Raw genomic sequence first — 11,331 nt, forward strand, 5'->3', positions numbered from 1 at the left:
GGTGCCGCCGGGCGTCTCGGATCAGGCCTTCTTGACGAAGTCGAGCGCCGCCTCGGCCACGTCGCGCCAACCGTTGTCGATCACCAGCGAATGCCCACGTCCCGGAATCTCGACAATCTCAGTGACATTCGGGTTCTTCTTCTGCCGCTTGAACGCGCCGTTGGCCACGGCCCACGGGACGGTGTTGTCCTTCTCGCCCGAGATGATCAGCAGCGGACCGCGATCCAGACTCTTGCTGTCCACCTTGGTTTCCGATGCGGGGTTGAAGTTGGCCAGCGCGGCCTGGAACAGCGGTATCGCGGAGCCCGCGACCGAGTACTCGTCGTAGAGCCGATTCGACTCTTCCTCGGAGACGGCGTTGCCGAAAGCGAAACGGAACTGCTTGCGGGTCAGGGGAACCGCGCGGCCGTAGTTGAACGGATTGCCGATGACGGGGAATGCCGCCCGCAGTGCCGACACCGGGAGTGGCAGTACACCGCGCCCCGGGGCCGGGTCGATGGCGACCGCCGCCTTGGCCAGCCCGAGGCCGGCGAGTTTCTGGGTGATCAATCCGCCGAACGAGTGACCGATGATGATGGGTTTGCGCTCGAGTCCACGGATCATCTCGGCGTAATGCTCGGTGATGGCGGCAACGGTCTTGCCCGCGAACACCGACGGGTCGCGGCGTGCCTCGCCCACAGTCTCGGGGTCATCGGGCCAGCTCGGCGCGAGAGTCACGTACCCCCGATCTTCGAACAGCGCCCGCCAGGCGTCCCAGCTGCTCGGCAAGAGCCACAGGCCGTGGACGAAGACGACGGGTTGGGCGCCGGATGCGTTGGCACGTTGCAGTTCAGCCAGCTCGCGGGCGGTGATGGTGGTCATTGCGGTCTCCTCGTGATGCAGAAAGAACGGTCGTTCTCCCCCTCCAACCACCGCGGCCCGCAGTCTGTTCCCGAAATAAGAAAGAACGTTCTGGCTCGCTCGTATCATCGATGACATGACAGCGTCGGCACCCACCTCAGCGGCTCGGGAGCGCTTGCTGCGCGTCGCAACCGAGCTGTTCTATCGCGAGGGCATCCATTCGGTCGGGGTGGACCGCATCCTCGCCGAGGCCAAGGTCACCCGCGCCACCATGTACCGGCACTTCAAGGGCAAGGAGGACCTCGTCGAGGCGTATCTCGCCGCCGAGGACACCACGATCCGCGGCTATTTCGACCAGGCCGCGACCCACGCCGGGCCCGACACCGACATGTTGGAGCTGGTGATCGAGGGCATCGCCGAGGATGTCGCGCGGTATCACACGCGTGGCTGCCCGTTCATCAATGCCGCCGCCGAGTACCCCGACCCCGACAGCCGGATCCGGCGGCTCATCGCCACCCACCGCGACTGGTTCCGCGGCGCCTTGGAACAGGCGGCCGCAGGCCGGGACAAACCAGACGAGATCGCCGCATCGCTGGTGCTGTTGCGCGATGCCGCCCTGGTCGGCGGGTATCTCGACGGGATCGAGAAGGTCAAGCCGGCTTTCGTGCGAGCCGCACGCCAGGCCGCAGGAATCGCGGGATAACCCACCGCCGCAACCTGGCGGCCGATCCGACCTCTCGACAAAGTACCCGGTACCTGCGGTACTGTCTGCAGCATGAGCCCGGGGGAATACGAGGCAGTCATCGTCGGCGCCGGCTTCGCCGGCATCGGAGCTGCCATCCAGCTCAAACGGCTGGGCATCGATGACTTCGTGATCCTGGACCGCGAGGACGACCTGGGCGGCACCTGGTACGTCAACCACTACCCCGGCCTGGCCGTCGACGTGCCCACCACCACCTACTCGTACTTCTTCGAACCGAATCCGAACTGGTCACGACTGTTCTCCACCGGCTCCGAGATCAAGCGCTACGCCGATGACGTCGCCGACAAGTACGACGTGCGCCGCCACATCCGGTTCAACACAACCGTCGAAGGTGCTCGCTGGGATGACGAGGCTTCGCGCTGGCGGGTCGCCCTGACGGGCGGCGAAGCGATCAGCGCGCGGTTCCTGTTCACCGCCACCGGATTCCTGTCCCAGCCACACACTCCCGACATCCCCGGCATCGCCGACTTCACCGGCAGGGTCATCCACACGACCGATTGGGACGACACCTACCGGCCCGACGGCCTCCGGATCGCGATCATCGGCACGGGCGCCACCGCCGTGCAGCTCATCCCGGAGCTGGCGAAGAAGGCCGCGGACCTGACCGTCTACCAGCGCACCCCGATCTGGGTCGTGCCCAAGATCGACCTGAAGTTCCCTCCACAGATACGCCGTCTGTTCTCCCGAGTACCGGCCGCCCAACGGGCGATCCGCACCGTCACCGACACCATCTACGCGTTCATGGTCGACACCGCGGTGCTCAAGCACCGGTACTTCCGCCGGTTCAACATCGCCGCGGCCGACCTGGCCAAGCTGCACCGGTTCGCCTCGATCCGCGACCCCGAACTGCGCCGTAAGCTGACCCCGGACTACGACTTCGGCTGCAAACGCCCGACGTTCTCCAACGGGTACTACCGCACATTCACCAAACCGCACGTACACCTGCAGGCCGACGGAATCGAACGGATCGAGGCCGACGGCATCGTCAACGCCGACGGCACCAAGACAGCCATCGACACGCTGGTCCTGGCGACCGGGTTCGACCTGTGGGACGCCAACTTCCCGGCCATCGAGGTGATCGGGCGCGACGGCCGCAACCTCGGAAAGTGGTGGCGGGAGACCCGCTTCCAGGCCTACCAGGGTGTCTCGATGCCGTACTTCCCGAACTACCTGAGCCTGGCCAGTCCGTACGCCTTCCTGGGCCTGAACTTCTTCAACACGATGGAGTATCAGATGCGCCTGATGGACCGTCTGTTCGGAGAGGTCAAGCGCCGGAAGGCGACCACGTTCGAGGTCACCGAAGAAGCCAACAGTCTCTACCTGGACCTGATGACCGAAGCGCTGGGCGACTCGTTGTTCACCCTCGGAAACTGCGCATCGGCACGGTCGTACTATTTCAACCCGAGTGGCGAGGCAACGCTGCTCCGGCCGATGACGACCCGCCGGGCCGTCGCGGAAGCTTCACGATTCCCGTTGAGCGACTACACATTTGCCTGATCAGAGAGGATCACACATGGCAGAGGGCAAGAACTCCAAGCTGGTCAAGCTCGTCGGCCTCAGCGTGGCCGGCGCCGGTGTCTCACATTTCGTGAAGCCGCAGCTGTTCGAGTCGATCACCAAGCCGGCGTTCCCCAAGGACACGCAGAAGCACATCTACACCAATGGTGGCATCGAGACCGCGATCGGCCTGGGCCTCCTGCTGCCCAAGACCCGCAAGCTGGCAACCATCGGCACGCTCGGCTACGTGGCCTACCTCGCCGGCAACGCCGTCCGCAACCGGTAGCGGCCCAGCAGCGTCATATCGACCATGACGGCGACGACGGCTCGGGCCTGCTCCGAATTCTCATAGTTCATGAGCCGGCCCAAGTCGATCACCAAGGCCATCGCAGCATGAACCGCGAAGCGCGCCTGCCCCGCACTCCACTGCGGGCGTACCGGCATGACGACCTCGACCCACGATTCCACGGCCGCACGTTGCAGGTCGCGCAGGATCTTCTGGTCGGCGGGCGTCATGTTCAGGCGTTCGGTGTAGTAGACGTAATCGAGCTCCGGGCGGTCGAACGATCTGGCCACGTAGTCGTCGATGAGGGCGCCCAGCGCCTGTTCGGGGTCCGACGCCGCGCCGAGGACCTCCGACATGTCCGCCGACAACCGGTCGGCGGCGCGCCGGAACCCGGCGGCCAGGATGTCGGATTTGCCGGAGAAGTATCGGTAGATCCCCGAGGCGGGCATGCCGACCGCGGCGGCGATGTCCTCCATGGTGGTGTCGCGGTAGCCGTTCCGGTTGAACAGCCGCATCGATTCGGTCAGCAGCGCTTCGTATTTCGTTACGCTCGCGGCAGCGGGGGACGTCGTCACGGCATCGGCCGGACCGGGGAACTCGGGCAGCTCGGCTGCCAGCATGGTGTCGCAGATCTCGGCGAGCAGCTCGCGGATCTGACCAGCAGGCAGTTTGGACCGATGATCGACGACGCTGCCGATCACGCCGAGCACCGCGGTCGACAGGGTCCAGCGGGCCCGCGAGCTGAGTTCGGGCCGCAGTTCCATCAACGGCCGGTGAATCCGTCGGTGCACGGTGCGCACCTGCGCATCGAGGGTGCTCTGGTCGTCACCGCGCAGATAACGCGCCTCCCAGCGGTACAACCCACCGGATTCGCGGTTAACCAACGCGGTGTCGCTGAGCGCCGCGACAAGCCTGCGCAACTGCTCCCGCGGGTCCCCGTCGGGCTCGTCGGCGAACGCTGTGCCATCGACGAGTTGCTGGCTGAGGTTGAGCACGGCGTCGCGGAACAATTCGTACTTGCTCGAATAGTGCCGGTACAACGCGGCCGCCGAGATCCCGACCCGCGAGGCAATGGCCTCCATGCTCACGCCGTGATATCCCAGTGCACTGAAGGACTCCGCCGAGGCCCGCGCTATCTGGGCCTTTCGGTCTTTCGGACGGCGTCGCACACCATTGGCACCACTGTCGATCGACCGGGGCGAGATGCGCGCCATTCCGTCACACTAACCGACCGAACAGCCGGGTCAAAATGGTAGTTCGGGTGAGAATAGTCATTAACATAGACGGCAATATGTTCGGATGGGGGTCCAGTGCTTGTCAGGTTGCGGAGGTTGCTGGCCTACCGTGTCGCACTCGGCGAACTGATCGTCGTAGCTGTGGTGCTGGGTGTGCCGTATCTGCTGATCGGCACCTTCTGGTCCGGCACGCACACCGACCACCTGCAAGAGATGGGCGGCCTCGACGCGGTGGTGTCCTTTCTGGGGGCGATCGTCTCGTGGCCGGTGTTGTTGTTCACCGACGTATGCATGACATGAAGGGGGAACGGTGAGCTATCGCGCCGTCTACATCGGAATCGCCGGAGCCGTGGTGCTCGGCATCGGGCTGTACCTGCTGAGCATGCCGGTCTATCTGGACGACTTCGACAAGTTCGGCATGCAGATCCCCTGCGGGTCCGGGTACGGCGCGCACCTCGTGCAAGCCAGCGCCGCCGGCCAGGAGTACGTCGACAAGTGCGGTTCGGCCCTGATGATGCGCCGACTCTGGACCATCCCGGTGGCCGCACTCGGCGCGCTGGCCTTGGTCGCGGTGTTGTTCCGCGCCGCGACGTCTTCGGCCCACGAGACGCTGCTGCCGAAACGCGACGCGCACTAGGCACCGCTCCCGGCACGCGGCGGCCGATCTTGCCGGTGATCGAATGCAGGTTCGAATCATGCAGGCGGGTGCGGTCGACGCGGTAGCGGCGTTGCGAGGCCGCACCGCCAGCCCCGCACAACGCATCATGCTGATCGCCCGCGACGGTGGCTGCACAACGTGGAACACCTCTGGGACACAAAGCCGTTCGATGCCCCAGGGCCATTCGACTCGCGTCGAGTCCGCCCGTGAATCCCTGCCCTCAGCCTGCTAGATGGGGGTGAACGATGAGATCAGCCAATTCCCATCGACTTTCGTGAGCCCGACCTTCACGGCGCTGGCCGCCTGTGCCGGTTCGGGGTTGTCGCGGCTGGTTGTCGCCTGGTTCAGGTAGACCAGCACCTCCGCGGTGCCGGACTGCACGGTGATCGGCGCGGCGCGAACCACCGAGGCGGTGGCCCGGATGTCTTTCTGTTTGGCCGCCGGCGCCACGAACTTGTCGGCGAACTCGCTGTAGTACGCCAGGAAATCACCGGTCAAACGGGATCGCGCGGCTGCGAAGTCCTTGTCCAAACTGTCTGGAGCGTAGGACAACAACGCCACCGAACCGTCCGACGCCGCGTCGATCACCGTCGTGGACGCCCCGGCATTCCCGTGATCCACGCGGTATACGCCGAAATAGAGTGCTGCTGCCGAACTGGCCGTGGCCAGCAGTACACAGACGACCGCGATCGGGCGCCAACGCCGGGAAACGCGGTGGATCCACCGCTCCCGGGGTTCGGAACCCTCGTCAGTGACGGCCTGCTCGGCCTCAACCTCGGTGACGTCGTCGGTGTTTGACTCCTCGGTTATCGATTCACCGTCGGCTGTGTTCTCGGTATCTGCTTCAGCTGTGCCTGTGCTCACGGGACGAACTCCACCTTCGACATCTTGATCTGTTCCCCGTCTTTGACCATGGTGAGGCTCAAGCGCCAGTTGCGCGGCTGCTGATTCGCCCCGGCCGAGTTACTGACGGTGGTGGCCGTACCGACGAGGACGACTGCGGACTCCGCATCCATCGACTGCACCGCGGAGGCCTTCACGGTCGCCTTCGTCGTCGCCTTCGAGTCTTGCGCCGCTTTCACCAGATCCTCTGCGGAGGACTGGATGTCGTCCTTGAACTGGCCGGTCGAGTTGTCGATGATCTGCCGTACGTTGTCCTGCGCCGTGGCACTGTCGATCGACATCAGGGTGACGGCGGCTTGCGATGCTGCCGCCGAGAACTCCGCGCGGCGCTGCTGCTCACGATCAGCCTGCTGGTGGTACCAGATCATGTATCCACTTGCCGCCAGCAACGCCCCGCTGACCAGGATCGCCACGCCGGCGAGCAACGTCGCCAGTCTCGGACGCCACCTGCGCTTTGTGCCCCGGGCCAACTGTTGGTCCTCGTCTGCCTCGGCGTCGTCCGCGTCGCCTTCAGGCTGATCCAGTAACTCCAGATCGCCGTCGCTCAGCTGGGGGTTCACGTCGTCGGCCGGTTCGAGCACGGCTGTCTCAGTTTCCTGGTCGGAGCGGCTGAGTAACCGCATAGTGCACCTCCGGTTGGTCTCGGCCAATCGCGGATGGCATCAGTTACCGCTGTCGCCTCATGGCCGATGTGACTGCTGCCACACGCTAATGCCGCCGAAGTTCGCATCGCCGCGGCTGTCCCACCCAGCGGACAAATCCGTGGCTGCCGAACTCGTGCCTCACCAGTTCCGCAGCGAACACAACGCCCCTTTGGGGCCGGCCGCACGGTCGACGACGACTCCGTCGATCGCCATTTCGCAACTCAGGGTCCGCGGCGTTTGCGGAGCCAACCCGCCGGTGCTGACGGTGACCATCGCCCATTTCATCGGATCGGCGAGCATGACCTCGCGGATCCAGGGCTTGCCCGGTTCCAGCGTGAGATCGTCCTTGGGGCTGAACTCGTACGGATTGTGGCTGTAGTCCGCCCATGTCGGCGGGTCGACCTCGCGGAAGTAGATGCCGACGGTCGTCGGCTCATCGGCGGTGACCGTGTAGGTCACGCGGTGCATCATCGGGTCCTCGTCCGCGTGCGCCGGTATCGCCAGGGGAAGGCACGCACCGAGGGTGACGGCGAACATCGCGCTCAGCGCGACCGCACGCTCAGAGGTCGCCACGAAGCCACCTGCTCGATCCGTCACTGGACACACAACTCAGGAAGAGTCCGTCGGGCGCCTGCGCGACGGAATTCTCGAAACCTGTGCATGGGGAGTTCTCCTCGCGAATGCCTTTCAGCGGCGGCGACCGGAAGTACCGCGGCTCGTAACGGCGCGGCGACCCGCAGAAGACAAGCCGGCCCCACGAGGTGGTGCCGAAGACGTAATACGCCGTATCCGAACACGGCGCGCCTAGCACGACGCCGCCGGCCATCCCGGGTACGCACGAGGGTTCACTGCATCCGGCAGGTTCTGCCCTGGCTGGGGCTGGGGCGGTCAGCGCCGCCGCGACAAGCAGCCCTGCCATGGCTGCCACCGGTATCCGCACGTACGACACTGTGGCACGGCTGAATCCGCTTGCCACTGAATGGCCCACTAGGTGGGACATTCTCCGTCAAATCAGCAGCAGAAGTTGCACAGTGAACACTGCCGCGGCGACCGCCGGTGGCCGGTGGACAGAGGAGTTTGGGTCATGCGGGTGTCGACGGCATTCATTGGGGCAGGGTTGGTTACCGCCGCTGCGGTAGCCGGCTTGTGCAGCCCAATCGCCGAAGCGTCCCCGAGCTGGGGTCTCAACGGTACCTACGTCGCCACGTCGAATGGCGAGTGGGCCAAGACAAACGACATATTCCACGGCGAGGCCAGCATTCGCGGCACCTGGACCATCTCCACGACATGCAGTTACCCGAGCGAGTGCACCGGCACGGTCGACACTGACTGGGGATGGAGCGCACCCATCTACAAGAAGAGCGGCGTCTGGTACGTCAAGAAGACCGTGGACAACTGGCAGCCATGCGGTGACGGCACCGCGGGCCCGGGTCTGCAGGTGTACCGCTTCTTCCCTTCGAACGCGGACGCCACCGCAACCGATCCGGCATCGACGACGCTTCTGGGCGAGGATTCGACCACCGGCGTCAGCGGATCGTGCGGCAGTAGCAGGGTCGTATTCATCACGATGCCGTTCAAGCTGGTGAAAACGGCCTGACCGGACAGCTTTTCAGCTGCCCGGTCAGATCCGGCGCCAAGACCCCGCGATGGAATCCATCGCGGGGTTTTCTCGGCTCAGGTGGTGAAGAGGTCTTCCCATGTTCTGTCACCGGAACGCGGCACAAGGTCCGACTGCCGATACACTTTGCCGTCTGGTGTGGCGTACCGTCCCGTACGCGGGTCGTAGGTGGCAATCGCGACCGACGGGCCGTCAGATCCATTGGGGGAAAATGCACTCGGCGCCATGGCCGGCGCATCAGGGGTCGGCGGAACATCAACCACTGGCGAATCCTCTTGCGGCGCCTCGGCCGGCGGCGCGCCAGGTGGCAGCGCCTCGCCTGGTGGCACCGCAGCCGGCGGAAGTGGCGTTCCCTCGATCGGGCCGTGGATGAACTTGTCATGATCGACACGCGAATCCGGCGCGATTCCCTGAGCAAGCAGATTGGGATCGATCGGGTAGGGACCGAGGGAGTGCTGGCGCATCGCCAACGGCTCGTAAGGTCGGTCGCTGTCACAGATTTCGACGGTGGGAGCGCGCTTTCCGGGTTTCCCCATGCATGGGTAGTTGCGCGCTCCGCGGACACCGATCGGCGAGTCCTGCGGCAGTTTGCAGTACAGCCCGTCAGGGGTGTCGATGTCGCTGGTGTCCTCGGGAGAACGCCACGCCGACGGCGGCAGGAACCCAACGGTGCAGGCCGGCGGATCGCCGATATTGAGGGTGAAGTCACCCAATGACATTCCAACCGGGTTGTTCTTCGGCGCACCGTAGGACTGTGTAGAGGCAACGACTGGGGGAAGCAGCACCAGTAACTGCTCCAGGGAGGGGTGGTAGGTCACCCCGACCTGGCCCAGGCTGGTGAGGTTGGCCAGCAACAGCGGCAACGTGGGTTTGACTTGATTGAACAAACGGGATGCTTCGTCGGCGGTTCCCGGTCCGTCCTTCAGCAGGGTGCGCACATGGTGGTCGTCGTCGGCGACCTGCTTGGTGATTCCCGCCATGCTGCGAGCCCAGGTGCGGATCGCATCGACTGATTCGGCCTGCCCGTCGAGTAGCGGCGCTCCGTCATCGATGAGCGCACGGGACTGATCGGAGGCAGCGTTCGCCTCGGAGATAAGTCTCGACGAGGAGTCCAGCAATGCCCCCATGTCGTTTCCAGTGCCGTTGAAGGCCTTGAAGGTTTCATCGAGCAGCGGGCTGATCTTGTCCTTCGGGATGCTGCCCATGAGTGAACTGACCTGGTCGAGCATCGGCCCCACGGCTTGAGGGATCGATGCATTCGATGCTGGGATCACAGAGCCGTCATGCAGATACGGTCCGGAGTCGTTGCGGGGCTGCAGATCGACGTACTGCTCTCCTACTGCCGACACGCTCAGAACCGCGGCATGCAGGTCCGCAGGGATCTTGGGTGACGTGTTCAGCGACAGTGTCGCCACAGCTCCCTCACGGGTGGGCCGTACTTCAGTGACCTTCCCCATCTGTACGCCGCGGTAGGTGACGTTCGAGAACTGGTACAGCCCACCGGTTCCCGGCAGTTGCAGAGTCACCGTCATTCGCCCGATTCCCAAAAGGGTCGGAGCCTGCAGATAAACGATGCACATCAGGGCCATGCCGATCACCGACGCCACCGCGAAGATGGCGAGCTGGATTCGGACAAAACGGGTGAGCATCAGTTGCCACCTCCGTTCGGCTCTGCGGGGTCAGAAGGTGCCAGTACGGCAGTCGATTCGGGCTGCGGTTCCGGTGCGGGCACCGAGGCCGGGTCGGCCGGTGCCGGGTCGACAAGCGGCGGCATCGTGGCCACCGCCGGCGGTGTCGGAGTCAGCGGCATGTTCAGAGGATCCTTGGTGTAGTTCGAGAACCAGGGATCGCCGGGCGCCGGCGTCAACGGCAAGCCCTCCTGGCCCCACCGGGTGCCCAGGAACAATCCCCTCTTCAGCCGCGGAACGGTGAAATCGAAGGTGATGAACTGGTTGAGGTAGTCCCCGCGAATCGCCCGGTCGATGAAGTTCTGCGGATAGGGGAACGCCGGCGCATAGGCCAACACGGTGCCCAGATTCGGGCCGACATCCGCCAGCGCTTTGACCGTCGGCTCGAGGTTGCGCAGGTTGGTGAGTAGATCGTCCCGCGTGGCATGGACAAGGTTGGTTGCGGTATCGCTGAACCGGCCGAACTTCTCCAACGCCGTGGTGATGCGGGGGCGCTCCTTGACCAGGATGTCCAGTGCCGGCGGGATCCGTTGCAGCGCGGTGGTGATCACCTCCTGCTGTCCGGACAGCGTGCCGGCCAGCCGGTTCAGTGCGGTGATCGAGGCGTTGATGTCGTCGCGCTGGTTGGCGAACATCCCGACGATGTTGTCGAGCTGGGTGAGGAGATCGCGGATCTTGTCTTCCCGGCCGCCCAGCGCTGCGTTGAATTCGGTGACCAGGTCGCCGATCTTGCCCAGTCCGCCGCCGTTGACGAGCACGGACAGCGACGACAGGGTCTGTTCGGTCGACGGATATGTCGAAGTCTGATTGAGCTCGAGCGTGGCTCCCGGTGCCAGCCGCCCGGACGGCGATTGCCCCAGCGGAGGATCGAGTGCGATGTGCATAGAGCCCAGCAGGCTGGTCTGCCCGACGGTGGCCACCGCATTGCCCGGAACGACGACGTCCGGCTTGACCGAGACCTCTACGTCCGCATGCCAGCCTTTGACCACCATCCGCGAGACACTACCCACGATGACGTCACTGATCATTACCGGCGAATTCGCTTCCAAAGTACCGATATTGGCGAGTTCGACGTGATAGGTCGTAGCGTCAGCCCCACGCCCGACGGTGCCCGGCAGAGGCAGCGAATTCAACCCGTGGAACGCGCAGCCGGTCAGCGTGGCCACCGAACAGGCGACTACCGCAGTCAGCCGCGTCAG

Annotated in this window: 15 protein-coding genes; 7 read left to right on the forward strand and 8 right to left on the reverse strand. The window is 64.8% G+C overall.

Annotation, left to right across the window (positions count from 1 at the left end):
- Nucleotides 1-21: 21 nt before the first annotated feature.
- Nucleotides 22-861, reverse strand: a complete 840-nt coding sequence (locus ACNQVK_RS32860; RefSeq protein WP_418032850.1) for an alpha/beta hydrolase — start codon at nt 859-861, stop codon at nt 22-24.
- Between the two features lie 115 nt (nt 862-976).
- Between ACNQVK_RS32860 and ACNQVK_RS32865 the strand changes: the two genes are divergently transcribed.
- From ACNQVK_RS32865 to ACNQVK_RS32875, 3 genes are all read left to right on the forward strand, one after another.
- Nucleotides 977-1,543 (forward strand): TetR/AcrR family transcriptional regulator, encoded by a 567-nt coding sequence (locus ACNQVK_RS32865; protein WP_418032851.1) that lies wholly within the window; start codon nt 977-979, stop codon nt 1,541-1,543.
- A 72-nt stretch (nt 1,544-1,615) separates the two neighbouring features.
- Entirely contained in the window at nt 1,616-3,100 is a 1,485-nt protein-coding gene (locus ACNQVK_RS32870) for a flavin-containing monooxygenase (protein WP_418032852.1), read from the forward strand.
- A gap of 16 nt (nt 3,101-3,116) precedes the next feature.
- On the forward strand, nt 3,117-3,386 hold the full coding sequence (locus tag ACNQVK_RS32875) for a membrane protein (protein WP_004571515.1): 270 nt from the start codon (nt 3,117-3,119) through the stop codon (nt 3,384-3,386).
- On the opposite strand, the gene ACNQVK_RS32880 is transcribed toward ACNQVK_RS32875, so the two are convergent.
- A complete protein-coding gene (locus tag ACNQVK_RS32880; protein WP_418032853.1) occupies nt 3,353-4,600 on the reverse strand; it encodes a TetR/AcrR family transcriptional regulator in 1,248 nt (415 codons plus the stop codon). The genes ACNQVK_RS32875 and ACNQVK_RS32880 overlap by 34 nt on opposite strands.
- Before the next feature lie 96 nt (nt 4,601-4,696).
- Between ACNQVK_RS32880 and ACNQVK_RS32885 the strand changes: the two genes are divergently transcribed.
- The 3 genes from ACNQVK_RS32885 to ACNQVK_RS32895 are packed head-to-tail and all read left to right on the forward strand — an operon-like array spanning nt 4,697 to nt 5,511.
- The gene (locus ACNQVK_RS32885; protein WP_044515506.1) at nt 4,697-4,921 is read left to right on the forward strand and encodes a hypothetical protein; all 225 of its coding nucleotides are present in this window, start codon (nt 4,697-4,699) and stop codon (nt 4,919-4,921) included.
- Nucleotides 4,922-4,931: 10 nt separating this feature from the next.
- On the forward strand, nt 4,932-5,258 hold the full coding sequence (locus tag ACNQVK_RS32890) for a hypothetical protein (RefSeq protein ID WP_418032854.1): 327 nt from the start codon (nt 4,932-4,934) through the stop codon (nt 5,256-5,258).
- 43 nt (nt 5,259-5,301) lie between these two features.
- The gene (locus ACNQVK_RS32895; RefSeq protein ID WP_418032856.1) at nt 5,302-5,511 is read left to right on the forward strand and encodes a hypothetical protein; all 210 of its coding nucleotides are present in this window, start codon (nt 5,302-5,304) and stop codon (nt 5,509-5,511) included.
- On the opposite strand, the gene ACNQVK_RS32900 is transcribed toward ACNQVK_RS32895, so the two are convergent.
- The 4 genes from ACNQVK_RS32900 to ACNQVK_RS32915 form a co-directional block, all read right to left on the reverse strand.
- On the reverse strand, nt 5,508-6,143 hold the full coding sequence (locus ACNQVK_RS32900; protein WP_418032857.1) for a twin-arginine translocation pathway signal: 636 nt from the start codon (nt 6,141-6,143) through the stop codon (nt 5,508-5,510). The genes ACNQVK_RS32895 and ACNQVK_RS32900 overlap by 4 nt on opposite strands.
- Nucleotides 6,140-6,805, reverse strand: a complete 666-nt coding sequence (locus ACNQVK_RS32905; RefSeq protein WP_418032859.1) for a hypothetical protein — start codon at nt 6,803-6,805, stop codon at nt 6,140-6,142. Before ACNQVK_RS32905 ends, ACNQVK_RS32900 begins: the two co-directional genes overlap by 4 nt.
- A gap of 159 nt (nt 6,806-6,964) precedes the next feature.
- Nucleotides 6,965-7,363 (reverse strand): hypothetical protein, encoded by a 399-nt coding sequence (locus ACNQVK_RS32910; RefSeq protein ID WP_409551394.1) that lies wholly within the window; start codon nt 7,361-7,363, stop codon nt 6,965-6,967.
- A gap of 22 nt (nt 7,364-7,385) precedes the next feature.
- Complete coding sequence (locus tag ACNQVK_RS32915; protein WP_090424827.1) at nt 7,386-7,745, reverse strand: hypothetical protein; 360 nt, start codon at nt 7,743-7,745, stop codon at nt 7,386-7,388.
- A gap of 165 nt (nt 7,746-7,910) precedes the next feature.
- Between ACNQVK_RS32915 and ACNQVK_RS32920 the strand changes: the two genes are divergently transcribed.
- Entirely contained in the window at nt 7,911-8,423 is a 513-nt protein-coding gene (locus ACNQVK_RS32920; protein ID WP_418032861.1) for a hypothetical protein, read from the forward strand.
- A 77-nt stretch (nt 8,424-8,500) separates the two neighbouring features.
- Here ACNQVK_RS32920 and ACNQVK_RS32925 read toward each other — a convergent pair whose 3' ends face one another.
- Both ACNQVK_RS32925 and ACNQVK_RS32930 read right to left on the reverse strand, forming a co-directional pair.
- Entirely contained in the window at nt 8,501-10,093 is a 1,593-nt protein-coding gene (locus ACNQVK_RS32925) for an MCE family protein (protein ID WP_418032863.1), read from the reverse strand.
- Nucleotides 10,093-11,331: an MCE family protein gene (locus ACNQVK_RS32930; RefSeq protein ID WP_418034475.1), complete on the reverse strand. Its 1,239-nt coding sequence runs from the start codon at nt 11,329-11,331 to the stop codon at nt 10,093-10,095. The genes ACNQVK_RS32925 and ACNQVK_RS32930 overlap by 1 nt, the downstream gene beginning before the upstream one ends.

It is taken from the genome of Mycobacterium sp. 134 (genome assembly GCF_048282715.1).
Lineage (GTDB): Bacteria > Actinomycetota > Actinomycetes > Mycobacteriales > Mycobacteriaceae > Mycobacterium > Mycobacterium septicum.

What these genes read in the sequence shown, in the direction of transcription:
- ACNQVK_RS32860 (WP_418032850.1), bottom strand. Translation starts at nt 861, where the DNA reads ATGACCACCATCACCGCCCGCGAGCTGGCTGAACTGCAACGTGCCAAC.
- ACNQVK_RS32865 (WP_418032851.1), top strand. Translation starts at nt 977, where the DNA reads ATGACAGCGTCGGCACCCACCTCAGCGGCTCGGGAGCGCTTGCTGCGC.
- ACNQVK_RS32870 (WP_418032852.1), top strand. Translation starts at nt 1,616, where the DNA reads ATGAGCCCGGGGGAATACGAGGCAGTCATCGTCGGCGCCGGCTTCGCC.
- ACNQVK_RS32875 (WP_004571515.1), top strand. Translation starts at nt 3,117, where the DNA reads ATGGCAGAGGGCAAGAACTCCAAGCTGGTCAAGCTCGTCGGCCTCAGC.
- ACNQVK_RS32880 (WP_418032853.1), bottom strand. Translation starts at nt 4,600, where the DNA reads ATGGCGCGCATCTCGCCCCGGTCGATCGACAGTGGTGCCAATGGTGTG.
- ACNQVK_RS32895 (WP_418032856.1), top strand. Translation starts at nt 5,302, where the DNA reads ATGCAGGTTCGAATCATGCAGGCGGGTGCGGTCGACGCGGTAGCGGCG.
- ACNQVK_RS32905 (WP_418032859.1), bottom strand. Translation starts at nt 6,805, where the DNA reads ATGCGGTTACTCAGCCGCTCCGACCAGGAAACTGAGACAGCCGTGCTC.
- ACNQVK_RS32910 (WP_409551394.1), bottom strand. Translation starts at nt 7,363, where the DNA reads ATGTTCGCCGTCACCCTCGGTGCGTGCCTTCCCCTGGCGATACCGGCG.
- ACNQVK_RS32915 (WP_090424827.1), bottom strand. Translation starts at nt 7,745, where the DNA reads ATGGCAGGGCTGCTTGTCGCGGCGGCGCTGACCGCCCCAGCCCCAGCC.
- ACNQVK_RS32920 (WP_418032861.1), top strand. Translation starts at nt 7,911, where the DNA reads ATGCGGGTGTCGACGGCATTCATTGGGGCAGGGTTGGTTACCGCCGCT.
- ACNQVK_RS32925 (WP_418032863.1), bottom strand. Translation starts at nt 10,093, where the DNA reads ATGCTCACCCGTTTTGTCCGAATCCAGCTCGCCATCTTCGCGGTGGCG.